Source organism: Bacillus spongiae, from assembly GCF_037120725.1.
In the GTDB taxonomy this organism is placed as follows: domain Bacteria; phylum Bacillota; class Bacilli; order Bacillales; family Bacillaceae_K; genus Bacillus_CI; species Bacillus_CI spongiae.
Genome location: NZ_JBBAXC010000016.1, coordinates 17,664 through 44,509 on the forward strand (window position 1 = coordinate 17,664; position 26,846 = coordinate 44,509).

At 36.9% G+C, this 26,846-nt stretch carries 25 protein-coding genes and 1 riboswitch; of the genes, 13 read left to right on the plus strand and 12 right to left on the minus strand.

The window, feature by feature from the left end:
• The first annotated feature begins 63 nt into the window (after positions 1 to 63).
• Positions 64 to 1,512 (plus strand): o-succinylbenzoate--CoA ligase, encoded by a 1,449-nt coding sequence (locus tag WAK64_RS17130; RefSeq protein ID WP_336588219.1) that lies wholly within the window; start codon positions 64 to 66, stop codon positions 1,510 to 1,512.
• Positions 1,513 to 1,514: 2 nt separating this feature from the next.
• Entirely contained in the window at positions 1,515 to 2,627 is a 1,113-nt protein-coding gene (gene menC, locus WAK64_RS17135; RefSeq protein WP_336588220.1) for an o-succinylbenzoate synthase, read from the plus strand.
• 157 nt (positions 2,628 to 2,784) lie between these two features.
• Here menC and WAK64_RS17140 read toward each other — a convergent pair whose 3' ends face one another.
• The 3 genes from WAK64_RS17140 to yidD all read right to left on the minus strand — a co-directional run bounded on the left by WAK64_RS17140 (position 2,785) and on the right by yidD (position 5,602).
• A complete protein-coding gene (locus WAK64_RS17140; RefSeq protein ID WP_336588221.1) occupies positions 2,785 to 3,822 on the minus strand; it encodes a cytochrome d ubiquinol oxidase subunit II in 1,038 nt (345 codons plus the stop codon).
• A 13-nt stretch (positions 3,823 to 3,835) separates the two neighbouring features.
• A complete protein-coding gene (locus tag WAK64_RS17145; RefSeq protein ID WP_336588222.1) occupies positions 3,836 to 5,188 on the minus strand; it encodes a cytochrome ubiquinol oxidase subunit I in 1,353 nt (450 codons plus the stop codon).
• Positions 5,189 to 5,362: 174 nt separating this feature from the next.
• Positions 5,363 to 5,602, minus strand: a complete 240-nt coding sequence (gene yidD / locus WAK64_RS17150) for a membrane protein insertion efficiency factor YidD (protein ID WP_336588223.1) — start codon at positions 5,600 to 5,602, stop codon at positions 5,363 to 5,365.
• Between the two features lie 162 nt (positions 5,603 to 5,764).
• Here yidD and WAK64_RS17155 point away from each other — a divergent pair, with 162 nt between their 5' ends.
• A complete protein-coding gene (locus WAK64_RS17155) occupies positions 5,765 to 6,238 on the plus strand; it encodes an S-ribosylhomocysteine lyase (protein WP_336588224.1) in 474 nt (157 codons plus the stop codon).
• 146 nt (positions 6,239 to 6,384) lie between these two features.
• Here WAK64_RS17155 and ytzI read toward each other — a convergent pair whose 3' ends face one another.
• Both ytzI and WAK64_RS17165 read right to left on the minus strand, forming a co-directional pair.
• Positions 6,385 to 6,552, minus strand: coding sequence for a YtzI protein (ytzI, locus tag WAK64_RS17160; protein WP_336588225.1), 168 nt, complete (start codon positions 6,550 to 6,552; stop codon positions 6,385 to 6,387).
• Positions 6,553 to 6,907: 355 nt separating this feature from the next.
• On the minus strand, positions 6,908 to 7,159 hold the full coding sequence (locus WAK64_RS17165; RefSeq protein ID WP_336588226.1) for a DUF6154 family protein: 252 nt from the start codon (positions 7,157 to 7,159) through the stop codon (positions 6,908 to 6,910).
• A gap of 190 nt (positions 7,160 to 7,349) precedes the next feature.
• On the opposite strand from WAK64_RS17165, the gene WAK64_RS17170 reads away from it, so the two are divergent.
• Entirely contained in the window at positions 7,350 to 7,736 is a 387-nt protein-coding gene (locus tag WAK64_RS17170; protein WP_336588227.1) for a phage holin family protein, read from the plus strand.
• 45 nt (positions 7,737 to 7,781) lie between these two features.
• The gene (locus WAK64_RS17175; RefSeq protein ID WP_336588295.1) at positions 7,782 to 8,099 is read left to right on the plus strand and encodes a hydrolase; all 318 of its coding nucleotides are present in this window, start codon (positions 7,782 to 7,784) and stop codon (positions 8,097 to 8,099) included.
• A gap of 78 nt (positions 8,100 to 8,177) precedes the next feature.
• Here the strand turns inward: WAK64_RS17175 and WAK64_RS17180 are convergent, their stop codons facing one another.
• Positions 8,178 to 9,035: a DUF6612 family protein gene (locus WAK64_RS17180; protein WP_336588228.1), complete on the minus strand. Its 858-nt coding sequence runs from the start codon at positions 9,033 to 9,035 to the stop codon at positions 8,178 to 8,180.
• A gap of 152 nt (positions 9,036 to 9,187) precedes the next feature.
• Between WAK64_RS17180 and ytkD the strand changes: the two genes are divergently transcribed.
• A complete protein-coding gene (gene ytkD, locus WAK64_RS17185; RefSeq protein ID WP_336588229.1) occupies positions 9,188 to 9,673 on the plus strand; it encodes an RNA deprotection pyrophosphohydrolase in 486 nt (161 codons plus the stop codon).
• Here the strand turns inward: ytkD and WAK64_RS17190 are convergent.
• From WAK64_RS17190 to WAK64_RS17200, 3 genes are all read right to left on the minus strand, one after another.
• Entirely contained in the window at positions 9,668 to 10,474 is an 807-nt protein-coding gene (locus tag WAK64_RS17190) for an ABC transporter permease (RefSeq protein ID WP_336588230.1), read from the minus strand. The genes ytkD and WAK64_RS17190 overlap by 6 nt on opposite strands.
• Positions 10,461 to 11,222, minus strand: coding sequence for an ABC transporter ATP-binding protein (locus tag WAK64_RS17195; protein ID WP_336588231.1), 762 nt, complete (start codon positions 11,220 to 11,222; stop codon positions 10,461 to 10,463). The genes WAK64_RS17190 and WAK64_RS17195 overlap by 14 nt, the downstream gene beginning before the upstream one ends.
• A gap of 68 nt (positions 11,223 to 11,290) precedes the next feature.
• Positions 11,291 to 12,292 carry an ABC transporter substrate-binding protein gene (locus tag WAK64_RS17200; RefSeq protein WP_419465965.1) on the minus strand — a complete coding sequence of 334 codons (1,002 nt, stop codon included), beginning with the start codon at positions 12,290 to 12,292 and terminating at the stop codon, positions 11,291 to 11,293.
• Between the two features lie 107 nt (positions 12,293 to 12,399).
• Between WAK64_RS17200 and WAK64_RS17205 the strand changes: the two genes are divergently transcribed.
• The gene (locus WAK64_RS17205) at positions 12,400 to 13,188 is read left to right on the plus strand and encodes an alpha/beta hydrolase family protein (protein WP_336588232.1); all 789 of its coding nucleotides are present in this window, start codon (positions 12,400 to 12,402) and stop codon (positions 13,186 to 13,188) included.
• 39 nt (positions 13,189 to 13,227) lie between these two features.
• Positions 13,228 to 13,470 (plus strand): DUF2584 domain-containing protein, encoded by a 243-nt coding sequence (locus WAK64_RS17210; RefSeq protein ID WP_336588233.1) that lies wholly within the window; start codon positions 13,228 to 13,230, stop codon positions 13,468 to 13,470.
• Positions 13,471 to 13,583: 113 nt separating this feature from the next.
• On the opposite strand, the gene WAK64_RS17215 is transcribed toward WAK64_RS17210, so the two are convergent.
• Both WAK64_RS17215 and pckA read right to left on the minus strand, forming a co-directional pair.
• Positions 13,584 to 14,117 carry a GNAT family N-acetyltransferase gene (locus WAK64_RS17215; protein WP_336588234.1) on the minus strand — a complete coding sequence of 178 codons (534 nt, stop codon included), beginning with the start codon at positions 14,115 to 14,117 and terminating at the stop codon, positions 13,584 to 13,586.
• A gap of 199 nt (positions 14,118 to 14,316) precedes the next feature.
• Positions 14,317 to 15,903, minus strand: a complete 1,587-nt coding sequence (pckA, locus tag WAK64_RS17220; RefSeq protein ID WP_336588235.1) for a phosphoenolpyruvate carboxykinase (ATP) — start codon at positions 15,901 to 15,903, stop codon at positions 14,317 to 14,319.
• Positions 15,904 to 16,314: 411 nt separating this feature from the next.
• A riboswitch (SAM riboswitch) is annotated at positions 16,315 to 16,437 on the plus strand.
• A gap of 256 nt (positions 16,438 to 16,693) precedes the next feature.
• Between pckA and metK the strand changes: the two genes are divergently transcribed.
• Positions 16,694 to 17,893, plus strand: coding sequence for a methionine adenosyltransferase (gene metK, locus WAK64_RS17225; protein WP_336588236.1), 1,200 nt, complete (start codon positions 16,694 to 16,696; stop codon positions 17,891 to 17,893).
• 86 nt (positions 17,894 to 17,979) lie between these two features.
• Here the strand turns inward: metK and WAK64_RS17230 are convergent, their stop codons facing one another.
• On the minus strand, positions 17,980 to 18,492 hold the full coding sequence (locus WAK64_RS17230; RefSeq protein WP_336588237.1) for a gamma carbonic anhydrase: 513 nt from the start codon (positions 18,490 to 18,492) through the stop codon (positions 17,980 to 17,982).
• Between the two features lie 419 nt (positions 18,493 to 18,911).
• Between WAK64_RS17230 and WAK64_RS17235 the strand changes: the two genes are divergently transcribed.
• The 4 genes from WAK64_RS17235 (at position 18,912) to WAK64_RS17250 (ending at position 26,767) form a co-directional block, all read left to right on the plus strand.
• On the plus strand, positions 18,912 to 21,302 hold the full coding sequence (locus tag WAK64_RS17235; RefSeq protein ID WP_336588238.1) for an immune inhibitor A domain-containing protein: 2,391 nt from the start codon (positions 18,912 to 18,914) through the stop codon (positions 21,300 to 21,302).
• 451 nt (positions 21,303 to 21,753) lie between these two features.
• Positions 21,754 to 22,818 carry a tetraprenyl-beta-curcumene synthase family protein gene (locus tag WAK64_RS17240; protein ID WP_336588239.1) on the plus strand — a complete coding sequence of 355 codons (1,065 nt, stop codon included), beginning with the start codon at positions 21,754 to 21,756 and terminating at the stop codon, positions 22,816 to 22,818.
• Positions 22,819 to 23,231: 413 nt separating this feature from the next.
• On the plus strand, positions 23,232 to 25,640 hold the full coding sequence (locus WAK64_RS17245; RefSeq protein WP_336588240.1) for an immune inhibitor A domain-containing protein: 2,409 nt from the start codon (positions 23,232 to 23,234) through the stop codon (positions 25,638 to 25,640).
• Positions 25,641 to 25,762: 122 nt separating this feature from the next.
• Complete coding sequence (locus tag WAK64_RS17250; protein ID WP_336588241.1) at positions 25,763 to 26,767, plus strand: LLM class flavin-dependent oxidoreductase; 1,005 nt, start codon at positions 25,763 to 25,765, stop codon at positions 26,765 to 26,767.
• Positions 26,768 to 26,846 lie beyond the last annotated feature (79 nt).

The following is a 26,846-nucleotide window of genomic DNA, read 5'->3' on the forward strand; positions in this document are numbered from 1 at the left end:
TTTAAGCTTGATGGATTTACCCATCAAGCTTTTTTCAAACCTTTCTTTAAAGGAGAAGAATGAATGAAGGTACCAAATTGGTTAGTACAAAGAGCTAGTCAGACTCCTGATAGGACTGCGGTGGTAGGACTAGAGAGAAATTATACGTTCAGAGAGCTTCTTAATGAGTCATTAACTGTGGGTGGACAATTACGAGATAAAGGTGTGCGACCTGGCGATCATATCGGTGTCTTAATGTCAAATAGTGAACAAATGGTTGTGCTCATTCATAGTCTTCAACAGCTTGGTTGTGTGTGTGTGTTGCTGAATACTCGTTTAACAGTAAATGAGTTGTCCTTTCAAATACAAAATGCCGACATCCGTTATATATGTACGGAAGAGAGTTTTTTAACATATTGCCCTTCAGCTGATGTAGAGGCTATTCTTATGTTGCAGGAGCTATTTAATGGCTCAGAACAAAATTCTTTGAACCCAAGAACAGAATTTGAATTAACTCAAACTTGTTCTATTATGTATACTTCGGGGACTACTGGTCGTCCTAAAGGCGTTTTACAAACATATGAAAATCACTGGTGGAGTGCAATAGGTTCCGTACTGAATCTTGGATTAAGTGACAAAGATTGTTGGCTTTGTGCTGTTCCTTTATATCATATTAGTGGGTATTCTATTGTAATGAGAAGTGTGATTTATGGAATTGCAATGAAAATTTATCGTGAGTTTGAAGAGGAAAAGATAAATGAAGATTTAGAAGTAGGAAAGGGGACCATCATTTCTGTCGTAGCGACGATGGCTTCTAGGTTGCTTGCTCAATTGGAGAATCGTTCTTACTCACCTCTTTTTCGTTGTTTTTTATTAGGAGGAGGTCCAGCTCCCATTTCTTTACTAGAGCAATGTAAAACTTACGGTATCCCTGTATACCAGACCTATGGCATGACAGAAACGTGTTCTCAAATTGTTACTCTTCCCCCAGAATATAGCTTGTCAAAGCTAGGATCATCTGGTAAGCCATTATTTCCTTGTCAATTAATGATCATCAATTCCAATGAACATGGTGAGGGAGAAATTGCGGTAAAGGGTCCTAATGTAAGTCCAGGCTACTTTAAGCAACAAGAGGCAAATAAAAAAGCATATCATGATGGTTGGTTCTTAACGGGAGATATTGGCTATTTAGACGAAGAGGGTTTTTTGTATGTGATTGATCGCAGGGCAGATCTTATTATTTCTGGAGGAGAAAACATATATCCTGCTGAAATAGAAAATATTCTCCACTCTCATCCAGCAGTCGAAGACGCAGGAGTGATTGGGATAGACCATGAGAAATGGGGAGAAGTACCGTTTGCCTTTGTGTCAGTTAGGTATGATGTTAATAAGCAAGATCTATTAAAATGGTGTGAACAGCATTTGGCAAAATATAAACTACCTCACGATGTTCTTATCTTAGATCGTTTACCTCGTAATGCTTCGAATAAAATTGTAAGAAGAGATCTAGTAAAAAAATTGCCACGGAGGTAAGTATGAACCTTGCTTCAATTCAATTAAATTTAATTGAGATGAACTTAAAAAAGCCATTCGAAAACGCTCTAGGAGTTATTTCTAAAAGGCAAGCAATTATTATAGCTGTGAAAGATAAAGAGGGGAGAGTAGGGTATGGTGAATGTGTTGCCTTTTCCACCCCATGGTATACGGAAGAAACGGTAGCAACTTGCTATCATATTCTAAAGGAACATTTAATTCCGATCCTTCAAAAACATGTCATCCAGCATCCAAAGCAAGTTTTACCGCTTTTTTCTTCAGTAAGAAGGAATAGAATGGCCAAAGCAGCAATTGAAACGAGTATTTGGGATTTGTATGCTAAACAAATGAATCAACCATTATGGAAGGTAATTGGTGGAGTCAATCAAAAGGTCCCGGCAGGCGTGGTTGTCGGAACGTCCTCTGTTGAACAGGCGTTAGCACAAATTAATGAATTTGTGAACGAGGGATATCAGCGAGTAAAAGTAAAAATTTCGCCCGTTCAAGATTACGAGATTTTAAAAAAGATAAGAGAGAACTTTCCTAAGCTAGAGCTTATTGCGGATGCCAATTCATCCTATGATCTAGAGGAGGTTCAGGCATTAAAAAGATTAGATGATCTTGATTTGCTGATGATTGAGCAGCCGCTAGATGTTGATGATATTGTCCAACATCGTCTGTTACAGCAACAACTAAAAACGCCAATTTGCTTAGATGAAAGCATTGGTTCACTTAAAGACGTCAAAAATGCTCATGAATTAGGAAGCTGTTCGATTATTAATGTAAAGATTGGTCGAGTTGGTGGATTGCAAGAATCGATTGCGATTCATGATTATTGTGTAGGAAACGGGATGAAGGTATGGTGCGGTGGAATGCTTGAATTTGGTATTTCACGTGCTCATAATCTTGCCTTGTCCTCCCTGCCTGGCTTTACCATTCCAGGTGATATATCTTCCTCATCTCGATATTGGGACGAAGATATTATTCTTCCAGAAATAGTGGTGAAAAATGGAAGTGTTTCTCTGTCATGTGAGCCTGGAATTGGAGTTGTGATGAATACAAAACGATTGTCAGAAGTTACGATAAATGAAGAAGAAATCTCTCTATTAAAATGACGTACAGTAAAATGAGATTGAAATGAATAGATTTTCAATCTCATTTTGTAAAATACCGCGAATGATAATCTTTCCCGTTCCATTAAATTGAAACAAGAATGCCTATAGCAAAGGATTGAAATTCATATATGACAAGTGCAACATAGCCCTGCTAAGATTATTTACTCGTTTTTTCTTTTTGACGAAGGTAGCGTTTATCATTCATAAATAAGCTCCAAAAATAAATAAAACCAGGAAATAAAATTAAGAATCCGACTATATAAGTGGCAAAGACGGCTTTAAAGGATGCTGGATCAGTAAAGCCTGAAGTTATTGTCACCTCAGGGTATAGAATATACGGTAGGTGTGCTTTCCCATATACATAGCTAGCTAACATATATTGGATTGTAATGGAGATAACGGCTAATCTTGGCATGCCAATTGTTCCTCTTCTATCTCTTAATAAGAGAGCTATTCCTGCAACTAAAAAGAAAAGTAAAGAGACGAATAGTAATGGTAACTGATCCACCATTTTGTCATATAACCAAACTGCTTCCGTTTTAAGCGTTATCATAATGAGAAAGGCCATTAATAAAGAGAGGGGTCCCGTAATTAACGCATCTCTTCGATAAACATAGTATGCCTCCATTTCCTCACTAGCTTTTGAATAGTCTGCCAATAGTAAAGATGATAGAAAAAGGGTAGAAGAAATGGCAAATCCAACGAAGGCATATTCGTGAGGGCTTGTAAACAGGGCAATTAAATCTAATGTTTGACCCTGTTCAAAGTTTACAAATCCCCCATGGGAAACAGGTAAAACACTAATAAGTAGACCTGGTATCAAAATGCCTGAAATTCCAGATATATAGGTAAGCGCAATTCTATAGTCATCCGCAATATGAGAAAATACCATAAAAGCACTTCGAATTGCCAATAATAATAAAATTAATGAACCAGGTACTAACAATACCGTTCCGAAGGTGTAGGCTGCACCAGGAAAGAAGCTGTAAATGGCGACTACAATGGCAACGATAAATGTATTTGTAACTTCCCATGTGGGTGATAAATATCGATTGGCAATATTGGTGGCATTTGTCTGTTTACGGTTAATATAAATCATAGACCAAAAACCAGCACCAAAATCCATTGTTGCCATAACAGAATAAATAAATATAAACCCCCAAAGCACTGTAATAGCAATTAATGCGTCAGACATGTTGAACTCTCCTTTAGGTTTGTAGGTCGATATTTGCCTTTTCTTCTTTTGCTAAATCATCTCTAACAGTATGCCGGCGGAAATAATATAGTAAAACAAGTACAACAGAGATACCTAAAATAATGTAAACACCAATGAACATGATGAATAGGATTCCGATATTACCAGTTGTGGTAACAGAATCTTCTGTACTTAACATTCGATAAATAGTCCAAGGTTGACGTCCTGTACAAGCAAAGATCCATCCAAATTCTATACCTAGTAGGGAGAGGGGGCCTCCTGTTACAAATAGCCACATAAGCCATTTTGGAAAGCGATCTTTTTTAAGTAGCTTGTTCCATATGAAGGCAATGAGTGATAATAAAATAAGAAATGATCCGATGCCAACCATTGCGTTAAAGAGGGTATGAACGAAAAGAGGAGGCCAATATTCTTCAGGAAAATCATTTAATCCTATGACCTCAGTTTCAAAACTATTTCCTGCTAGAAAACTAAGAGCCCACGGAATTTCAATTCCCCATTTTACTTCTTCCGTCTCACGGTCTGTAAAACCACCAATTGCTAAAGGGGCATAAGTTGTTGTTTCAAAAAGTCCTTCAGCAGCAGCTAACTTCTCAGGTTGATATTCATGCAATAATTGAGCAGATTCATGACCATTGATTGAGGTTAGTAAGGAAAACATCCCACCAACGATAAGACACACCATTAATGCTTTTTTATGAAATTGATACACTTTTGTTCCAAAAGGTTCTTTCAGTAATTTATAGGCAGCAACAGAGGCAATGACAAAGGCACCCGTCATATACGCTGATAATACAACATGCCCTGCTGTGACAAAAAAGCTTGGGTTAAAAAAGGCCGTCCAAGGGTCAACATCGACAATTTTCCCAGCTTCCATCCGAAAGCCAGCAGGTGTACCCTCAAAGGCATGGACATTCGTAATTAGGATAGCTGATGCCATCGCTCCTAGTGCGACAAGGCTTACACTAACGATTCGCATCCATGGACGTATTCTGTCAGCTGCGTATACATAAATGGACATAAATAAGGCTTCTACGAAAAAAGCATAAATCTCAATTTGAAATGGGAGAGCCATAACGCGACCGATGACTTCCATAAAGCCAGGCCATAGGAGAGAAAGCTGAACACCGGCAATCGTTCCAGTAGGTATTCCCACACCAAGTAATACAGCAAATGCCTTTGTCCAACGTTTCCCCATTAAGGCATAATCTCTATCTTTTGTTTTTTGATACAGTAATTCCACGATTAAAACCATTAAAGGTATTCCGACTCCAAGAGTAGCAAAAATAATGTGAAAGCCCATCGTTGTTCCAAATAAGGCCCGTGCTAAAACTAAGTCATCCATCTTAATTACTCCTTTTCCAAATCATTCCTAGTTATTGTCTGTATTTCCCTTTTTTGTATACAGAAATTATAAAAAAACACTACTTTAAAAAAGTAGTGTTTATGAATAAAAGGTCATTTGAGAATAAGGAAAGAAGAATTATATAGAAGAGGGAGTATACGATAGTATGCTCACTTATATATGTTTTTTTGAAGTAGGGTACTTTTCAGGAACTGGATCAATGCCACCTGGATGAAAAGGGTGACAACGTAAGATTCTTTTTAGTGTAAGCCATCCACCCTTTAGTGCACCAAACCGGCTAATAGACTCTACTCCATAATGGGAACAGGTAGGATAATAACGGCAAGTGGGAGGTTTTATTGGAGAAATAAATTTTTGATATATTTTTATAAGAAAAATCATTATTTTTTTCATAGTTATTACTCCTTTAGTCATATCTACAACTATACCATGAATACATTAAAAGTGGAAAACAGTACCTTCTTTCAATTAAGATTAAATTGATGAATTTACTCGGAATTTAATGTACAATAGAGGTATAGTTAAATTAGATTAGATACGAGGAGTGAAAGATGTATGCCTTCAGTAGAAAGCTTTGAATTAGATCATAATGCTGTAAAGGCTCCCTATGTTAGACATTGTGGAGTACATCAAGTTGGAACAGATGGTGTTGTAAATAAATATGATATTCGCTTTTGTCAGCCAAATAAGCAAGCGATGAAACCAGATGCTATTCATACGCTAGAACATTTACTTGCATTTACTATTCGTAAATATGCTGATCAATACGATCATTTTGATATTATTGATATATCTCCTATGGGGTGCCAAACAGGTTATTATTTAGTCGTGAGTGGTGAACCAAAGGTAGAAGAAATCATTGATCTTCTTGAAAGTACTTTAAAAGAAGCGGTTCAAATTGAGGATATCCCTGCTGCTAATGAGAAACAATGTGGGCAAGCTAAGCTCCATGATTTAGAAGGAGCAAAAAAATTAATGAAATTTTGGTTGTCTCATAGCAAAGAAGAATTGAAGCAAGTATTTGCTTAATTAATCGTAAGGAGAGGCTGTCGACAAAGTCGACAGCCTTTTTTTGATAGCTAGCTAATCAATATAGGATGTGTGTCAAGAAGAAGAAACACTTTCCCTTATTGGAAATGGCTTTGTCTCTATGTAAGCCTCGATATAGGGTTTTCTTATTTTTCTTCATGATTCTCTACCTGGTCATCATTCGTACCGTTATTTCCAGGGAGTGGATCCACTGTATGTTTGTAAGTATAGGCTTTACTTGTCGTTAGCACACTAACGCCAATGACTAAAAAGATAATAATCACGGATATAATGATTAAAAGTGTGTATCCCATATTCTCCTCCTCGATTACTTTTCAATCGTAATTGATACTTATTTTATTGTATCATGTTTTTTTATGGGGAAATAAAGAATTAATATTTAGAGATAGGGACCTGATAGAAAGGAGATGAACCGAAAATACTGAATTGAGTAAAGGGAGATAATTTAGGAAAAAAGACCTTTATTTGGAAGGTAACTAATGGCCTATTTATGTTTTCATATTTTTTTGATAGGATTTTATTGTGTATTTTCATTCTTCAACCCGAAATTGAATGAAAATTGACCTCTTATAATAAACATAAAAACAAGGCGTTCCTTTACGCCTTGTTTTTATTATGTTACATAACGATAAGATGAAGAGGGAGAGGTCAGTGTAAATGTTTGAAAGGTGGAGTAGATAGATCATTTTCTTCATCTTTCATAATCTTTTGTTTTAAAGACTCAAATATGTATAAACGGATAAAATATTCGAGTTCATGATTCTCCATATCATTAATCATATTGATGAGCTCTTTCCTTGATAAATGCTCTAGCACAGTCAGCGTAATCATATCAAGATCTTCCTCTGTTCCTCTAATTCTCCCACGATATAGCTCGTATAATTCATCGACCAATTTCAAATTTATCACCCCTTTCTTTTTATAGTATGACCTTGTCGTTAAAAAAGAATGAACAACTAAGGGACTAGTAACATAAAGTATTATAGGTCCCCTTTTTCTCTTAAGTATACACGAGAGACTAGATTGAAAAGTCGTAGAAAAGAGGTATAGGGAAAGGAATTCAAATAGTGAAAAAGAAGGTTGTGAGGGTATGACTAAAGAGGTTATACCTATTTTCTCCATCCTTGGTAGTGGCGTTTTCTTATTATTTGGTACGTGGAACATGTTGTTGATGGTATTAATTATCGCAGTGTTTCTAGATTATATGGCAGGTATAGCAGTGGCAATAATAAAAAAAGAACTTTCTAGTTCGTTAGGTTACCGAGGTATTATGAAAAAAGTATTAATCTTTGTTCTTGTTGCAGTCGCTCATATATTGGACACTATATTAGGTACATCTTATTTTATACGTAACGCGACAATCTTATTTTATATTTGTAATGAATTAATTTCTGTAGTTGAAAATGCTGGACGAGCCGGGATCCCAATCCCCAATGTTATACGAAAAGCGTTAAAATTATTTAAAGATCAAGAATAAAGATTCAGTCCAAAGGGGAAAAGAAGGATATACGAGGTGATGAAAATGCATGATGAAAACAAAGAGACGTATTATATTTCTATTAGTACAGGTGAAATTTCTCGTTCATCCACAGATTCTCCATGGGACTTCCAAATTGCAGCTAATGAAGAAGAAATAACGTATTTACGTGGTTTATTTGATGCAAACTATTCTGCCGATTGGCAAGGGTTCTACCGAGCTCATGTACCTTATCTTCAATATCATTTTGATCGTGAAAATGATACCTATGATAAGAATCTTCAAAAAATTTATGAATGTATTTATCGATTAGGGGACGAGGAAGCTAAAAACCATATAGAGAAAATAGGAATTCTACCTTAAACAAAGAGACGATGATTCATTCATCGTCTCTTTGTTTATCTGTCAGTTGAATTAAAATTTGCTTTTTAATAAGAGGTCTTATTCAACGGTAGTTGCAGAATTTAACACATCTTCAGGAATGATAATTTCTTCAAGCTCATTAAATTTAGAAAATGTGCTATTTACTTGTTGTTTTACTTGAAGTTCTTCACCTTCAACAGACATCGTCATATCCATTTCCATATCCAATGTTGTAGTGTTGAATGTTTCCTTATCAATTAGTACATTTATCTTTATTTCATTTAAAGAAATGCTATCCCTTTCATCGCCCATTGAATTTTGCAATTCATCAGGTAAAACCGATAATCCCTCTTCCAATACTTCATTTGCCTTCTCGTCTTTTAATTGTAATGATAAAATATAGGACTCCTCATCTTGTTCAAACGTAAAATCATTGATGCGAGAGGCATATTGCTCCAATTGGTTTTGTGGTAACGATTCTGTCGCTAATACGTCCTCAAGTTCTCCAATGAAATCGGCTGGGATTTCGGACCATTCGTTTTGAAGTGGATCTTTCATAAACATCCCTTGATTTGAATAATAAAGTTCTGTCTCCATAAGTTCAAACATCTCAGATGTATCTTCTTCACCAGTGATGTTTACAGACGTTGTTTGGTGCATTGTCAGTGGATCTAGAATCATATCTGAAGATGAGGATGTTTCCATCTCCATGCTTCCTGTTAATTCGTTGTCAGAAAAGGTTTGCTTCATGCTTGTTTCAACGTGAACACTTGTTAATGAATTTCCTGCCTCCTGTGATTTTTCGAATACTTCCTCTAAAGTTAAGTCACTCTCTTTTTTTACATCGCCTTTAGGTGAAGCTGTAGATGAACAGGCTCCTAACAAGAATATAATTGATATAAATACTGATAGTTGTATTTTAGAAATTTTTCCCATTAATTTCACTCCTAAATAATAATTTCATCATTAACCTGACCCTTGAGAGAGATTCAAGATCATGTAATAAGCAATGTATATTTTACTATAAATTTATGCTTTGTGGGGAAAATAAAATGAAAAGTCGTTATAATATACATAGGAGGGATGATATGCAGCAGTTTATTGACCAACAAAAACAATTTGTCGAGTTTTCATCTTCTGTTAACTCTTTTCAAATGAAGGCGAAGCATGTGTTTGTGATTACTACATACAAAGAACAATGGCTACTAACATCACATAAAAAACGAGGCTTAGAATTCCCGGGCGGTAAAGTAGAAGATTTTGAAACGTTAGCAGAGGCAGCTAAACGAGAGGTGTACGAAGAAACAGGTGGAATCGTTGGTGAGCTTACCGAAATTGGAGAGTACATGGTGCATGATCAACATCATCCTTTTGTTAAACGAGTATATTACGCAGATATTCAAACTCTTCACGAAAAAGAATGTTATTTCGAAACAAATGGACCTGTAAAAGTGGCGGAAAATATTCTTGATATGGTTCAAGAGCCTGAGTACAGCTTTATAATGAAAGATGAAATTTTACCAATTGCAATAGAAATTATTAAACAAAAAAAACTGCTGAAAAGCAGCTTATGAGTCCTGAATTAATTTTTTTTCCAATAGTTCAACTAATTGGTACATAATAGTAGCAAAGAAAGCAATTAAAAGTAGTGCTAAAAGTACTAATGTAAAATTAAATACTTGAAATCCATAAATAATTAGATAGCCAAGACCTTTCTGGGAAACGAGAAATTCTCCAACAATCACTCCTACCCACGATAAACCAACATTCACTTTTAAAGTAGAAATAATACTTGGAAAAGAAGCGGGGAGTATACATTCTTTAAATATTTGAAGTTTAGAAGCATGAAAGGAATGTAGCACTTTCATATAGTTTTCATCAACTTCTTTGAAGGCAGTGTAAACGACAATAGTCGTGATAATAACCGAGATAATCATACCCATTGCAATAATAGACGAAAACCCGGGTCCTAAGGCAACAATTAGAATTGGACCTAGGGCAACCTTTGGCATAGCGTTCAAGATGACTAAATAAGGGTCTAGAACTTTTGATAAAAAGGGCGACCACCAAAGAACAGCGGCTAACAATGTTCCAGCGAAGGTCCCAAGGATAAAGCCTGCAATGGTTTCGGTTAATGTTACACTAGCGTGAAGAAAAAGCGAACCATCTTGTGCTTTACTTAATAAGAGTGTAAAAATCTTTGAGGGTGAGCTAAAAATTAATGGATCAATCCATGCATACATACTAGAGATTTGCCAAATGAAAAAAAACATTAGAAAGATAAATAGTTGAACGTATAAAATGTGACGCTTTTCTTTCTTTTTAGTACGAATATATTGAGTGTGCAAATGCTTCAGTTCATTATTTTCTTTCAAATTGTTCCATCTCCTTCCAAATTATTTGGAAGAGTTCTCTGTACTCCTTCTCATTTCGAGTTTCCAGTGGAGTGAGAGTTTGAAGTGAGGAAGGCACTGTCCATTCTTTAAACAATCTTCCCGGACGGGGGGAAAATAATAAAATTCGATTGCTCATGGCAATCGCCTCACCAATGTCATGGGTGACGAGAATAGCACTTTTATTAAGTTGTTTTAATGTGAGTACGATAAGGTTTTCAAGTTTCAACTTCGTTTGATAATCCAATGAAGAGAAAGGCTCATCTAATAAAAGTAACTGAGGAGACACGGCTAAAGTTCTAACTAACGCTGCTCTCTGCCTCATACCTCCTGATAATTGACGGGGAAATTGCTGACGAGTTCCTTTTAGTCCCATTTCCTCTAATAAGGATAAAGCATAGTTTCTATTTTCTGTATTATTTTTTTTATTTATTTTTAACCCTAATAATATGTTTTCCTCTATGGTTTTCCAAGGAAAGAGATAATCATGCTGTAACATGTAGCCTACTGAATGGTTACTACCGTCTTCATTATGCCAAATGTTTCCCTTTGTTGGCTGTAGTAAACCAGCAATAATGGAAAGTAACGTTGTTTTGCCACAACCACTCGGTCCTAGAAATGATATAAATTCGCCGTTTTTCACCGTTAAAGAAACATTTTCTAACGCTTTCACAACAGATTGTTCAGTGAAATACAAATGTGAAATAGAATCAACTTGAAGAATATTCATTTATGCCGCCTCTTTTTTGTCTAGGAGTCAATTTGTGATGTTGTAGATGGACGAAATACATTCTCATATTAGTTTCCTTTATTCATTACGGTATTTGCTATGGACGTATTAACGAGCGTTTCATGATCAACAGTCTGTGGTAATTCCCCTGCTTCATCCATTATATTTTGAAGATTATCCCATTCATTCTCATCTAATAGAGGGGTTGTCGCATAAGAGCCTTGGCTTTTATAGCGTTCAACGACCGTTTCAATCAGGGACAAGTCTGTATCTTCAAAGTAAGGATGAATGACGTCTGCGATTTGTTTAGCCGAATGCTCCTCTACCCAAACCTGCGCTTTGAATAAAGCAGCAGTAAATTTTTCAATCGTATCCTCTTGTTCCCCCATAAAGCTTTCTTTCGCCATAAATGTTGTATAAGGTACAGAACCCGAATGCTCCCCAAAGGAGGCCACAATATGTCCTTTTCCTTCTGCTTCAAAAATGGAGGCTGTTGGTTCAAATAACTGTACATAGTCACCTGTTCCAGAGGCAAAGGCGTTGGCTATATTAGCAAAATCAATATTTTGAATTAAATCCAAGTCTTTATGAGGATCAATGCCATTCTGTTTTAAGACATATTCCCCGACCATTTGGGGCATCCCGCCTTTTCTTTGCCCTAGAAACGTCGATTGTTTTACCTGCTCCCAATTAAATTCTTCCACATTCTCTCTAGAAACTAAAAATGTACCATCGGTTTGGGTGAGCTGAGCAAAATTAATAACTGGATCAGTGGTTCCTTGAGAATATACGTAAATGGTTGTCTCAGACCCAATCAGGGCAATGTCTGCACCATTAGATAACAGGGTAGTCATTGTTTTATCCCCACCCCAAGTAGTTGTAAGTTCGATAGCTAAGCCTTCTTCTTCGAAGAATCCTTTTTCTAAGGCGACGTATTGTGGAGCATAAAAGATTGACCTTGTTACTTCAGCTACTTTAACTTTTTTTAGTGTAGTGGAACCTTCATTACAACCGCTCAATATGATTACGATGAAGAAACTCAATGAAAACAGCTTTATGAGCCTTTTCACGGAAGTCTCCCTCCTTACATGAGTAAATTTCTATGTTACAACCATATACTATGTGGTATAAAAAAATGTGTGAATGCCTATGAAACGGAGAGGGAGAGATAAAAAAGATGAACGGAAAAATTCTAAATAAACAAGCGTTTCCATCACCTCATCCAGATGTGGACCTGTGGCTTGTCACGTATCTATCTGAGGGGCTAAAAGTGAAGGGGCTATTAGCTAAGCCGAAAATAACGGGAGTTTTAGATGGTTTTTTATATTTGCGTGGAGGAATAAAAAATGTAGGGAAAGTTCGTCCTGCGAGAATCACGCAAATGGCGTCACATGGTTTTGTAGTATTTGCTCCTTTCTATCGTGGAAATCAAGGAGGGGAAGGTAATGAAGATTTTGCTGGAGAGGATCGCGCAGATGCAGTGTCAGGCTTTCAATTATTGAAACAAGATCCCAACGTCGACCCTGAAAAAATTCATGTTTTTGGTTTTTCTAGAGGAGGTGTTATGGCATTATTTACTGGGATTGAATGTCCGGAAGTCGCTTCTATTGTCACGTGGGGCGGTGTATCTGATATGGTCTTAACGTATTCAGAAAGAAAGGACCTTCGTAGAATGATGAAGAGAGTCATTGGAGGTAGTCCAACAAAAGTTCCAGAGCTTTATCGATTTCGAACACCAATATATGATATTGATCACATTCAGTCCCCTGTTTTAATTATACATGGCCAAAATGATCAAAATGTGACAGTTCACCATGCACACAGATTGGAGGGGGCACTCAAGAGAGCCAACAAGCAAGTTGAAACTTGGTTGTTTGATGAATATACGCACTATTTTCCGCCAAAAGTAAATCGTCAAATTGTAACAGATTTCTGTACTTGGATGAAGAAGCAGGTTACGGTATGATAGGGTTAATAGACTTAAAGATGAGGAGGTGAATTTACCATGGGGATGCCTTTAGAACTTAATACCATGATTGTTACCAAAGGAAAAGAAGAGCGTCTAGAAAAGAATTTATTCTCATTAATAAAGGAAGGATATCGCGTTTACCCATTATCAATTCCAGTCGAAGTAAGAAAGGTCAAAACAGGCGAATTAAGTGGAATGGCAGTCATTCAAAAGCTCATTTGGGAAGAAAATCATACACAAATTGTTTATGAGCTAACTTCACTAAATTCTTCTAATTAGTTGTTGGATAGTCGTATCGATTTTACATTCCGAGAGCTGCTTTTATACATAACTCTAGCCAATTCAATGGGGTATAGCATGTTCGATGCTCGAATGATTGAATTGGCTAGTTATTATAATCGTTCAGTACGGTTGGTAAAATCATTTTTTAATAAGCCTAACGTCAATACATCATAATCTTGTCCATTAGTGTAATAAGCTTTTCTCCTCGTACCTTCGTGTTTAAATCCAAGTGACTTGAGTAATGAAAAACTAACTACATTAAATTCAAAAACCTCTGCATCTATTCGATGAGCGTTTGTTTCAAACATTGTGCGGAAACAAGCTTGTAAGGCTTGTCTTGCATAACCCTTTCCTCTATCTTCTCCTAAACCGAAGCGTAGCCAGCCAACTCTTTCTGTATGGTCCATCCAATTAAATCTTATATATCCAATGGGCTTATTTGATTCTTTTTTACAGATTATGTAATAAGGGTGATGACCCTCTAAACTTTTTTTAATGTCTAACTGTTGAGTTTCAAGCGTGACCGTTGTATGTAATCCAATGGACATTTCTTTCATGTAATGGTCGTTTTTCCATTCGGTAATGGTAGAGCTGTCTGATAATTGAACACTTCTTAAATATAAGTTTTCAGATTCACAAAACATACTGTTTTCCTCCTAAATCAAAACGTATAACCCCATTTTACCATTGAAGTATTTCACTTTCTATCAATCTTCCATATTATAGAAATGGAGTCTCCACTTCACGTTCTAAGAAAGTACATGAGAAATACGAAAAACACCTGCAAAATAATCAGGTGTTTTTACGATTACTTAATATAGTAAGGTTTTTTGAACAGATAACCTAAGCGATTGGTCCTCCAAGCTTTTCAATATCCATTGAAATATTGGAGAACTTTTTAAAGTTCTGTCGGAATTTATTTGCTAAGTCCTTTGCTTTTTTCTCGTAAGCATCAGGGTCAGACCAAGTTTTAGCAGGTTGTAAAACTTCATCAGGTACACCTGGAACATGCAATGGAATAGACAGACCGAAAATTTCTCCTTTAACAGTTTCAACATTATCTAATTCACCTTCAAGAGCTGCTTGAACCATCGCTCTTGTAAAGTTTAATTTCATACGGTTTCCAACCCCGTATTCTCCACCAGTCCAACCGGTATTAACTAAATAAACATTTGCATTGTGCTCATCAATTTTCTTCCCAAGCATTTCAGCATATCTTTGAGCTGGGAGTGGTAAGAACGGTGAACCAAAGCAAGTTGAGAAAGTAGCTTGAGGTGATGTAATACCTCGTTCTGTGCCTGCCAGTTTAGATGTATAACCACTAAGGAAATGATACATGGCTTGCTCTTTTGTTAGTTTACTAATAGGAGGTAATACCCCAAAAGCATCTGCTGTTAGAAAGATGATTGTATTTGGATGGCCCGCAATACTAGGAACAACGATATTATCGACAGCGTCGATCGAGTACGCAGCACGTGTATTCTCTGTTAAGGAATTATTATCGTAATCAGGCTCTCGAGTAGTTTCATCTAGTACGACATTTTCTAATACGGAGCCAAAGCGAATTGCATCAAAGATTTGTGGTTCTTTATCGCGGGAAAGTCCGATACATTTTGCATAACAGCCCCCTTCTATATTAAAAACGCCATTTGGAGACCATCCATGCTCATCATCCCCTATTAAGCGACGATTTGGATCAGCAGAAAGGGTCGTTTTTCCAGTTCCAGATAATCCGAAGAACAAGGCGACATCCCCTTCAAAACCGACATTGGCTGAGCAGTGCATTGAAAGGATATCTTGCTCTGGAAGCAGATAATTCATGACAGAAAAAATAGATTTTTTCATTTCTCCAGCATATTCTGTGCCTCCAATTAATACAGTTCGCTTTTCAAAGGAAATAATGATAAAGGTTTCAGAATTTGTACCATCAACGTCTGGGTTTGCTTTAAAATTCGGAGCAGAAATGACGGTGAACTCTGCTTGATGCTGCTTTAGCTCTTCCTCATTAGGACGAATGAAAAGTTGTTGAGCAAATAAATTATGCCATGCATATTCGTTAATTACTTGAATGGGCATTCTATGTTTATGGTCTGCGCCTGCGAAACCTTTGAATACAAACACTTCATTTCTTTCTTCGAGGTGCTTGATGACTTTATGATATAATTGATCAAATTTTTCTGGGGAAATCGGCTGGTTAACTGAACCCCAATCAATTTTGTTACTTGACGAACCTTCTTCAACGATGTATTTATCTTTCGGAGAGCGTCCAGTGTACTTCCCTGTTTCTGCACGTACAGCGCCTGAAGCTGTTAGTACCCCTTCATTGCGGTGAAGTACTTTTTCAACTAGAGTTGGTACAGATAGTTGTGTTTGTATATTTTCACCTAATAATAATTCTGTTAATTCACTAGACATGCTCACTGAATTCATATTTAACCCTTCCTTTGTCTTTATTTTAATACCCCTTTGTTCCTCTTTAATTAGTATAACACATTCAACTTATTAGTCTATACTATTGACTTTATTTTCTTAATCTTTTCCAATTTGTCATGGAATTGTCAATAAAATAGATGAATTACTATATAAATTATGTAGAAGGGAAGTTTGCGTTAAAGGTAAATTGGATAAATATGATGTATAAATGAATCGTAGAAAAGAGTATATGGCAGCCATTTATCATGAGTGAAAGTGGTGAGTCTTCCGAGATTTCTTCAGTCTATCCTTCATTTTGTGTAAAGATAATTTTTTATTATAGTCCGTTAACGATGAAAAGACATAAAATAATGATAAAGTAGTTGACACTATGATATGGATTAGATATTATTGAAATTTGAACGGATACTCTTATTCCGAGCTGGTGGAGGGACGGGCCCAATGAAACCCAGCAACCTACTCAAGGAATGTATTTCTACGTCCTTACTGAGAAAGGTGCTAACCTGCAAGGTAACCCTTGATCGATAAGAGTGAAAGGCTCGATGTAGAATTCAAAACCTTTCCTCATTTTTAAATTTGGAAAGGTTTTTTCTTATGAATGTAAACGATTCATTTGAGCCCTTCAGCAGAGCTATTTTATTGAGGTCTGCGACTAAAAACCTAACCTTTATTTCATACTATTAGGGGAATGAGTACCGTGAAGATTAATTTTGCAGTCTGAGGACGAGAGAACAAAAGAGTGATTTCGTTTTAAGTACTGTAATTAACTTTAAGGGAGGAATATAGATTGACTGAGAAACGCCATTTATTTACTTCAGAATCTGTAACAGAAGGACATCCAGATAAAATTTGTGATCAAATTTCGGATTCTATTCTAGACGCCATTTTAGCAAAGGACCCAAATGCACGTGTGGCGTGTGAGACATCTGTCACGACTGGACTTGTACTAGTATCAGGTGAAATTACAACAAATACTTACGTTGATATTCCTAAAATTGTTCGTGAAACCGTGAAAGGGATTGGTTATACACGTGCTAAATATGGATTCGATGCAGAAACATGTGCTGTTTTAACATCAATTGATGAGCAGTCTGCTGATATTGCGATGGGTGTCGACAAAGCATTAGAAGCACGTGAAGGACAAATGACAGATGAAGAAATTGAGGCAATTGGTGCAGGTGACCAAGGTTTAATGTTTGGTTTTGCATGTAATGAAACAAATGAACTTATGCCTTTACCAGTTTCTTTAGCTCATAAATTAGCCCGTCGATTAACAGAGGTTCGTAAGGAAGAGATTTTACCATACCTACGTCCAGATGGAAAAACACAAGTAACGGTAGAGTATGATGAGAACAATCAACCTGTTCGTATTGATACGATTGTTATTTCTACTCAACATCACCCAGAAGTAAGTTTGGAGCAAATTCAACGTAATCTAAAAGAGTATGTTATTAATCCGATTGTTCCAAAAGAGCTAATTGATGATGAAACAAAGTATTTTATTAACCCAACTGGACGTTTCGTTATCGGTGGTCCTCAAGGAGATGCAGGATTAACTGGAAGAAAAATTATTGTAGATACTTATGGTGGGTATGCACGTCACGGCGGCGGTGCATTTTCAGGTAAGGATGCCACAAAAGTAGACCGTTCAGCTGCTTATGCTGCCCGTTACGTTGCCAAAAATATAGTGGCAGCTGGTTTAGCAGATAAATGCGAAGTGCAGCTTGCTTATGCGATTGGTGTTGCACAGCCAGTTTCTATTTCAATCGATACATTTGGCACAGGTAAAGTGAATGAAGATAAATTAATTGAAGTTGTCCGTCATAATTTTGATTTACGACCAGCAGGCATTATTAAAATGCTTGATTTACGTCGTCCTATATATAAACAAACGGCAGCATATGGTCACTTTGGCCGAAATGACCTTGATTTACCTTGGGAGCGTACAGATAAAGCAAGTACATTAAAGGACCAAGCGTTAAATTAATAAAAAAAGCGATTTTGAACTGCACCTCCAATTATTAGAGTATGTGTCTAACAATTGGGGGGCAGTTTATTTTTTTTCGCTCTTTTTTATTTTTGTAGCTTTTTATAGTATTGAGCTTTTTCTGCGTATTCACGTGAAATTCTTTTCATGTCTTCAATATCATCATTTGTCAGTTCACGAATGACTTTAGCAGGTCTTCCAAATGCTAGTGTGTTTGGTGGGATTACTTTACCTTGTGGAACCAGGCTTCCTGCCCCAATGAATGCTCCTTCACCTATTTCAGCATTATCTAATATAATTGAACCCATGCCGATGAGTGCTTTCTTTCTAATTTTACAACTGTGAAGAATGACAGAATGTCCTACTGTAACTTCATCTTCTAAAATAAGAGGGTTATTGGGACTTTGATGAAGGACGCAATTATCTTGTACATTTACTTTTTGCCCAATAATTGTTGGGGCGACATCCCCGCGAATAACGGTATTAAACCAAATGCTAGATTCTTCTCCAATGGTTACATCCCCTGATATGGTCACATAATCAGCAATAAAGGAAGAGGAGGAGATAGTAGGATATGAATCATGGTAAGGATAGATCATTGTATGTCTCCTTTGTATAGTAATAAAAATAGTGTAACAAAAATTGTCTAGAACCTTAAAGGGAATTTGAAGATTTTTCATTTGAAAGCCATACATATAAAGTAAGCGTTTCAAGAGACAGACGGGTTTGAAGAAATATTATGATAAAAATCAGCTTCTTACATTTTTCATTAAATAAAAAGTGATAGTCAAAGAATAATAGCAATATAAAGCCTGCGAAAGGTATGTATAAGAATGATAGATGTACAAGAAAAATAATGGTTTTATTGTAAAAAATAGTAAAAAAGTCATATGAAATGTAGAAAAATTTAGCAAAATTAGGAAAATCTAATCAAAAATAACTGAAAATAATGACTTTTCTAACAATTTTTACTATACTAATTTAGTAGTTTATTAGTTTATATTAAGGGGGAAATTAAATGAAGCGTAGACAATTTGTAAGTGTAGCTACGGCTGCTGTTTTGTCCTTGGGAGCATTTGTCGCTCCTGCATCTACGAATGCTATGAATATGACCTCTACAAAAGTTGAAACAGCGAAGGCAACAACAGTTGAATCCTACTATTCTGTTGGAAGTCCAATAGATTTAGGAATTGCGAATGAAGATCGGTTAATTGAAATGCTTAAGGAAAGTGGAAAAATATCCAAGGATGCAACGGTTGTAGAAGCAGAAGAAGCTGTAAAGGATTATTTGAAGAAAGCTTCAGATAAAGCTGAGAAACAAATGAAGCTTGACGCTGAATTAGATGAGAAAGATGATAAGCTTAGTAAGAAAATTAAAGAGGAGCTACATAAAAAGCCCTTCAAGGATTGGTTAAAAGACAAGCTTAGTAAATGGAAAAAGCGACATCCAGAAAACCTAGTAGAAGAGTCTTATGATGGTGATGTACGTGAAGACAAACTACTTATTCTATTAATGGAATTTCCTGACTTTAAAGCAAATGACATAAATCCTGAAGATACGGATATGTATTACGAAGATTATGTAAAGGAACATTACGAAGATATGGCCTTTGGTGAAAACGGATATGAAGGGCCAAATGGTGAGAACTTAATATCCATGAAACAATACTATGAGCAACAATCTGGTGGCTCTTATACTGTAAGTGGTGAAATAGCTGGCTGGTATGAAGCGGAAAATCCGGCAGCATATTATGGAGCAGAAACGGCAACTAGCAATGATGTTGATGCTCGTTCCCTAATTAAGGAAGGTTTGGATGCTGCTGCAGCGGACCCAAATGTTGATTTATCTGAATTTGACCAAGAGGACCGATATGACCTTGATGGTGATGGAAACTACCGTGAGCCAGATGGGTTGATCGATCATTTAATGGTTCTTCACTCTTCTGTAGGACAAGAAGCAGGTGGTGGTCAATTAGGAACAGACGCAATTTGGTCACATCGTTCACAATTATATGATGTTTACCCAATTGATGGTACACAAACAGATATTCCATACTGGGGTGGTTCGATGGCTGCCTTAGATTATACGATGGTACCAGCTGACGGGGCTGCGGGAGTCTTTATTCATGAATATGCTCATGATTTAGGATTGCCTGATGAATATGACACAGATTATACAGGCGAAGGAGAACCTGTTTCCTTCTGGTCTGTTATGTCAAGCGGTAGCTGGGCAGGTGAGATTCCAGGTACAGAGCCTCCTGGCTTCAGTCCATATGCGAGAGAATATTTACAAGCAGCACAAGGTGGGAACTGGCTTAAATATGAAGAGATAGATATTGACGAAATAGATCGTAAAGGAGTAGAGGCTATTCTTGACGAGGGAGCGTCAAAAGGAACCAATCTTGATGCACTAAAAGTGAATCTTCCTCAAAAGGAAACGGTCATTAACACACCGGCAACTGGTTCATATGAATACCATAGCCAAAGCGGTGATTACTTAAATAATGATATAATTACAACCGTTGATTTAACTAATGCTACTAGTGGTGCATTAAATTTTAAAGCATGGTATCAGATTGAAAAAGATTGGGATTATGGATCAGTAAAAGTGAAGGATGGAGATGCAGATTGGGTATCAATCCCGGGGAATATTACAACAACGGAAAATCCTAACGGACAAAACCCAGGATATGGTATTACTGGTTCTTCTAATGGATGGATTGATGCTAGCTTTGATTTAAGTGCATATGCTGGGAAAGAAGTTCAAGTGGCCATTAATTATGAAACGGATCCTGCTGTAGCAGAGGCTGGCTTATACGTAGATGATCTACAAGTGGTCGTCGATGGAGACGAAGTATTGTTTGATGGAGCTGAAGGTGAAGCAGTTGTTCAACTGAATGGATTTGAAAAATCGAACGGTATTAAATTCACTGACCAATATTATTTATTAGAGTGGAGAACACATAACGGTGTTGATGAAGGGCTTAGCCATATTCGTCGTAGTGGTAAACAATTTGCCTTTAATGAAGGGTTAGTAGTTTGGTATGTTGATGATAGCTATGACGACAACTGGGTTGGCTTACACCCTGGTGAAGGATTCTTAGGGGTAGTAGATGCTGATCAACGAACGCTCAAATATAGTGATGGAACTGTAGCTCCAACGATTTTCCAAATTTATGATGCAGCGTTTAACAATAAAAGACAAGATAGGTTGAACTTAGATTTTGGTGATTTGAGATTAAAAGATTACTTTACAATTCGCAAACCATTATTTGATGATAAGAGGAATTACTTAAATGAAGGCCTGCCAGATGCAGGACGTAATATCCCGAATTTCGGCTTAAAAATTCGTGTAATGGGACAAAGTCATGACGGTAAAGTTGCAAAAATACAATTATCCAAAAAGTAAACAGATTTAGCGGTCGTTTTAGTTCATAGACAAACCCCACTTCCATCTTGGTGAAAGTGGGGTTTGTCACATTTCTTCGTTATTTTCTAAGATGTTCAAAAGGCATAGAGTGCTTGACTTGTGTATTTTGCTTGGTCGTTAATCTGTATTATAAGAAGTGGACGAATCATGATAAAGGGAATGAAAGTTGCTAGACTAGCGGGAATGCCATAAGATAGAGAAAAAAGTTGTTTCATGAAATTTCCATAGCAATTAAATAATTGGTACGATTGTTTAAGAAAGTGTTTTTCCTCAAAATAGTGATAAACTTTCAGCCTTATTTTTAGGTTGGTTTATTATGTTGAAGGTTATAAGTGTTACGTACAAAATGTTCCATTAGATTTTATAGTGGCGATATGTGCTAGGTATCTTGAGTTAATGGTCAATATACTAATAACGATGAGGTGGATATATGTCAATTCCCGTTCGGCCAATCTCTTTAATGGCGTCTGTGTATCGAAAGGTTTTCCCGCTTGTCCATAAGGAGTTGCGTTATTGGAAAAAAAGAGCGATGTCAATTCCGGATCCTGAATTAAGGACACAAGCGTTACAAAGTATCGAATCGAAAACATTTCACTGTGAAGGTGGATCAATATTAGCATTATTAGCAGGAGACAGGCTAGAAGAAGCAGTAAAATTTATTGTTGCCTATCAAACCATAAGTGACTACCTTGATAATTTATGTGACAGAAGCAATTCCTTAGACCCCAATGATTTTGCCGCCCTTCATGAATCAATGATTGACTGTTTATCAATTGATGAAGAAACAAAAGACTATTATCGATTTAGAGGGGATGTAAGTGATAATTATTATTTGAGAGATTTAGTTTTAACTTGCCAAAATGTTCTACAGGGAATGGAGCCTTATCACCATATTCGGCCATTTTTAATTGAATTATGCCAATATTATTGTGACTTACAGGTACATAAGCATGTTCGTGTAGAGGAAAGGGAAGATAGGCTACAATCATGGTTTCAGCAGCATAAGCAAGCGTTGCCAGAAATGGATTGGCATGAATTTTCAGCTTGTAGTGGGTCAACTTTAGGAATTTTTTGTCTAATATCCTATGCCTTATCCCATCACTTTGAGCCAAAATTCGGGTCTATCGTACGCAACGGATATTTTCCTTATATACAAGGGTTACATATATTACTCGATTATTTTATTGATCAAGAAGAAGATATAAAGGAAGGAGATCTGAACTTTTGCTTCTACTATCAAAATAATCAGGAATTATTTGAGCGACTGCAATATTTTATTGAGCAGGCGGATGAACAAACGAAGCATCTTCCACACCGTCAATTTCATCGCTTAATAAATAGAGGGTTATTAGGTGTGTACCTTTCGGATGAAAAAGTAGCAGAACAGAAAGAGGTAAAACGTCTAGCAAAGAAAATGATTCGAAAAAGTGGATTCATCTCACAATTCTTTTATTTCAATGGACGTTTATATCGTAAATTTCAAAGACATTCCTAATACTAAAATAGCAATTGCAAATAAGTAAAGCGACTTTTTGGTCGCTTTTTTTGTGTGATGTTTTTTTGTTGAATGATGAAAGAAAGGAGGGTCACCAGTACGATGAAAATGAATGATAATTTAAGAAAAAAGTATTTTTATGCGGATTAATAGGAAAAAGATTTACATATTGACAGTACTTAGGTTGAAGTTGGATGAGAAATTGTCATTTAAAAGGTCATACGTTTCCTTATTTTGTAACGAATATTTACAAAAATATGTAAAATATATAGTACATAAGATTCATAAATGTCGGAATTTTTTAAAAGGTTATAGGAATAAATAATCAAAAATAACTGAAAATAATGACTCTTCTAATAATGTATATTATACTAATCTAGTAGTTTATTAGTATATTTTAAGGGGGAACCTGAATGAAGCGTAGAAAATTTGTAAGCGTAGCAATGGCTGCGGCTTTGTCACTAGGGGCATTTGTTGCTCCCGCATCTACCAATGCAATGAATTTGACTTCAACAAAGATTGAAGCGGCTAAGGCAAAAACAGCCGAATCTCATGACCAATCTCATCATTCTGTCGGAGGTCCAATAGATTTAGGTGTTGCGAATGAAGAGCGTTTAATAGAAATGCTTAAGAAAAGTGGAAAATTGGCAACAGATGCAACGGGTGAAGAAGCTGAAAAGGCTGTAAAAGATTATTTGAAGGAAGTTTCAAAAAAAGCTGAAAAACAGCTGAAAAATGATGGTGAATTAAGCGAGCAAGAGCATAAGTTAAACAAAGAAAAAGAAAAGCTTCAAACAAATGCTTTTACTAATGGAAATGGAAATAAATTAGGGAAAGCGAAAAAGAATGCACCAGGCAATCTTGTAGAAGAGAATTACGAAGGTGAAGTACGTACCGATGAAGTTCTTGTTCTTTTAGTGGAGTTCCCTGATTTTAAAGCAAATGACATGAATCCTGAAGATACAGATATGTATTATGCGGATTATGCGAAAGAGCATTACGAAGATTTAGTATTTGGTGAGAATGGATATGAAGGTCCAAATGGTGAGAACTTAATATCCATGAAACAATACTATGAGCAGCAATCTGGTGGTGCTTATACGGTTGATGGCGCAGTAGCTGGTTGGTACGAAGCGGAACATCCTGCTGCTTATTACGGTGCAGCAAATGGTGACAGCAATGACACGGATGCACGTTCACTTGTAAGAGAAGCGCTTGATGCAGCTGCAGCTGATCCAACTATTGATTTAGCCGATTTTGATAAAGAAGATCGATACGATCTTGATGGAGATGGAGATTTACGTGAGCCAGACGGTTTAGTTGACCATTTAATGATTGTTCACTCTTCTGTTGGACAAGAAGCAGGTGGCGGTCAATTAGGTGAAGATGCGATTTGGTCTCATCGCTGGAATTTAGGCGGAGTGTATGGAATTGAAGGTACAGAAACAGATGTTTCATATTGGGATGGTTTGATGGCTGCGTATGATTACACAGTTCAGCCAGCAGACGGAGCAGCGGGAGTCTTCTCTCACGAATACGCTCATGATTTAGGATTACCGGATGAATATGACACTCAGTATACAGGACAAGGTGAACCTGTTTCTTATTGGTCACTAATGTCTAGTGGTAGCTGGGCAGGAATAATCCCAGGAACAGAGCCAACAGGCTTCAGTGCATGGGCGAAGGAAGAATTACAAGCGTCAATGGGCGGTAACTGGTTACATGGTGGAGAAATTAATATTGAAGACCTAGACGGTAAAGGACTTGAAGCGGTTCTTGACGAGGGTGTGTCAAAAGGAACAAATCTTGATGCTTTAAGAGTGAACCTTCCTCAAAAAGAACAAGTAATTAACACACCGGCGACTGGTTCTTATGAATACCACAGTCAAAGTGGACATGACTTAGATAATAGCTTAGTTACAACGGTTGATTTAACGAACGCTACAAGTGGTGCGTTAAACTTTAAAGCATGGTACCAAATCGAGCAAGGTTGGGATTTTGGTTCAGTACAAGTAAAAGACGGAAATGATGATTGGGTAGCAATTCAGGGTAATATTACAACAACAGATGATCCTCATGGACAAAATCCAGGACACGGTATTACCGGTTCTTCAGATGGTTGGGTTGATGCTAGCTTTGATCTAAGTGCATATGCTGGAAAAGAAGTTCAAGTGAAAATCAACTATTGGACTGACCCTGCAGCAGCTGAGGCTGGTCTATATGTAGATGATGTACAAGTAGTTGTTGATGGTGCTGAGGTATTATTTGATGGAGCTGAAGGGGAAGCAGTAGTTGACCTAGACGGTTTCGTAAAAACAGATGGTAAGTTCTTCTCTGACCACTACTATTTATTAGAGTGGAGAACACATAACGGCGTTGACGAAGGACTTAAGCATATTCGTCGTGGCGATAGCTTAATGACTTTTGATGACGGATTAATTGTTTGGTATGTTGATGATAGCTATGATAACAACTGGACTGGCGCTCATCCTGGTGAAGGATTCTTAGGAGTAGTAGATGCTGACCAAAAGACTTTATATTGGAGTGATGACAGTGTAGCTTCTACTCGCTACCAAGTTCATGATGCAGCATTTAGCCTAGATAAGTCAGAAAAAATGTTCTTAGACTATTCTGATCTTCTTGGCATCACGCTTACAGACAACTATACTAAGCGTAATCCATTATTTGATGATAGCAAGAACTATTTAAATGCTGGCCTTCCAGATGCAGGACGTAATGTTCCGAATTACGGATTGAACATCCGTGTAACAGGACAAAGTGCTGATGGTAAAGTTGGTAAAGTATTATTATTCAAGAAATAATTCAGAGTAAGCGATCGCTTTCGAGCGATCGTTTTTTTGTTTTTTTAAAAGCATATTATTTTTTTTCTCATCAAGCATTGGATATAATAATGGTCATCCAAAATAAAAGGAGTTGTTCTCGAATGACCTTAAAGCTGAGTGTATTAGATCAATCACCGATTGCAGAAGGCATTTCTCCAAGTGAAGCACTTCAGCAAACGACAAAGCTCATTCAACATGTCGAAAAGCTAGGATTCCATCGTTTTTGGGTGTCAGAACACCATAATACGCCAACGCTAGCAGGATCCTCACCAGAAATACTTATTGCTCACTTAGCTGCAAATACGGAAAAAATTAAAGTAGGTTCCGGAGGGGTAATGTTGCCACATTACAGTCCGTTTAAAGTAGCTGAAAATTTTAAAGTGCTAGAAGGGTTACATCCAGGACGAATTGACCTTGGTCTTGGCAGAGCCCCAGGAGGGATGCCCCGAGCGACTTTAGCTTTAAACCGTGGAAAGCATCGTGATATTAACGAATTTCCTGATCAAATTGAAGAGCTACAGTATTATTTACATGATTCTCTTCCTGAAAATCATCCTTATTATGGATTGAAGGCAACGCCACTTATTCCTACTGTCCCCGAAATGTGGTTATTAGGTTCAAGTGCATCAAGTGCAATGCTTGCTGCAAATAAAGGGTTACCATATACCTTTGCTCAGTTTATTAACGGGAATGGTGGCTCACACTATATGCAGCATTATCGACAGCAGTTTCGTCCAAGTAAGTATTTCCAAGAGCCAAAGGGAATCGTCGCGGTCTTTGTTATTTGTGCAGAGACAGATGAAGAAGCAGAACGAATCGTATCGAGTGTTGATTATGCCATTTTGATGTCAGAACAAGGAGTAAAATCGAATGGGGCACCTTCACCCGAAAAAGCACTCTCCTATTCTTACTCTTCTTATGAACTAGCTCGTATACAAGAAAATCGCAAAAGAATGGTTATTGGCAGTCCAAAAAAAGTTAAGGAACAGCTGCTCGCTTTAGCTTCTTTGTATGAAACAGATGAAATCATGGCCGTAACGATTACCTATGATTTTGAAGATAAATTGAAATCCTTTGAGTTGCTAGCGAAAGAGCTACTAGATTAAGATTCGAATAAAGCTTGATTGGATATTACAAAAACAAAAAGAAGCCATTTTGAACAAACAAGTTCAAAGTGGCTTCTTC

Coding starts and splice junctions, on each gene's coding strand:
- WAK64_RS17130 (WP_336588219.1), top strand. CDS start 64: ATGAAGGTACCAAATTGGTTAGTACAAAGAGCTAGTCAGACTCCTGAT.
- menC (WP_336588220.1), top strand. CDS start 1,515: ATGAACCTTGCTTCAATTCAATTAAATTTAATTGAGATGAACTTAAAA.
- WAK64_RS17140 (WP_336588221.1), bottom strand. CDS start 3,822: ATGTCTGACGCATTAATTGCTATTACAGTGCTTTGGGGGTTTATATTT.
- WAK64_RS17145 (WP_336588222.1), bottom strand. CDS start 5,188: ATGGATGACTTAGTTTTAGCACGGGCCTTATTTGGAACAACGATGGGC.
- yidD (WP_336588223.1), bottom strand. CDS start 5,602: ATGAAAAAAATAATGATTTTTCTTATAAAAATATATCAAAAATTTATT.
- WAK64_RS17155 (WP_336588224.1), top strand. CDS start 5,765: ATGCCTTCAGTAGAAAGCTTTGAATTAGATCATAATGCTGTAAAGGCT.
- ytzI (WP_336588225.1), bottom strand. CDS start 6,552: ATGGGATACACACTTTTAATCATTATATCCGTGATTATTATCTTTTTA.
- WAK64_RS17170 (WP_336588227.1), top strand. CDS start 7,350: ATGACTAAAGAGGTTATACCTATTTTCTCCATCCTTGGTAGTGGCGTT.
- WAK64_RS17175 (WP_336588295.1), top strand. CDS start 7,782: ATGCATGATGAAAACAAAGAGACGTATTATATTTCTATTAGTACAGGT.
- WAK64_RS17180 (WP_336588228.1), bottom strand. CDS start 9,035: ATGGGAAAAATTTCTAAAATACAACTATCAGTATTTATATCAATTATA.
- ytkD (WP_336588229.1), top strand. CDS start 9,188: ATGCAGCAGTTTATTGACCAACAAAAACAATTTGTCGAGTTTTCATCT.
- WAK64_RS17195 (WP_336588231.1), bottom strand. CDS start 11,222: ATGAATATTCTTCAAGTTGATTCTATTTCACATTTGTATTTCACTGAA.
- WAK64_RS17205 (WP_336588232.1), top strand. CDS start 12,400: ATGAACGGAAAAATTCTAAATAAACAAGCGTTTCCATCACCTCATCCA.
- WAK64_RS17210 (WP_336588233.1), top strand. CDS start 13,228: ATGGGGATGCCTTTAGAACTTAATACCATGATTGTTACCAAAGGAAAA.
- WAK64_RS17215 (WP_336588234.1), bottom strand. CDS start 14,117: ATGTTTTGTGAATCTGAAAACTTATATTTAAGAAGTGTTCAATTATCA.
- pckA (WP_336588235.1), bottom strand. CDS start 15,903: ATGAATTCAGTGAGCATGTCTAGTGAATTAACAGAATTATTATTAGGT.
- WAK64_RS17230 (WP_336588237.1), bottom strand. CDS start 18,492: ATGATCTATCCTTACCATGATTCATATCCTACTATCTCCTCCTCTTCC.
- WAK64_RS17235 (WP_336588238.1), top strand. CDS start 18,912: ATGAAGCGTAGACAATTTGTAAGTGTAGCTACGGCTGCTGTTTTGTCC.
- WAK64_RS17240 (WP_336588239.1), top strand. CDS start 21,754: ATGTCAATTCCCGTTCGGCCAATCTCTTTAATGGCGTCTGTGTATCGA.
- WAK64_RS17245 (WP_336588240.1), top strand. CDS start 23,232: ATGAAGCGTAGAAAATTTGTAAGCGTAGCAATGGCTGCGGCTTTGTCA.
- WAK64_RS17250 (WP_336588241.1), top strand. CDS start 25,763: ATGACCTTAAAGCTGAGTGTATTAGATCAATCACCGATTGCAGAAGGC.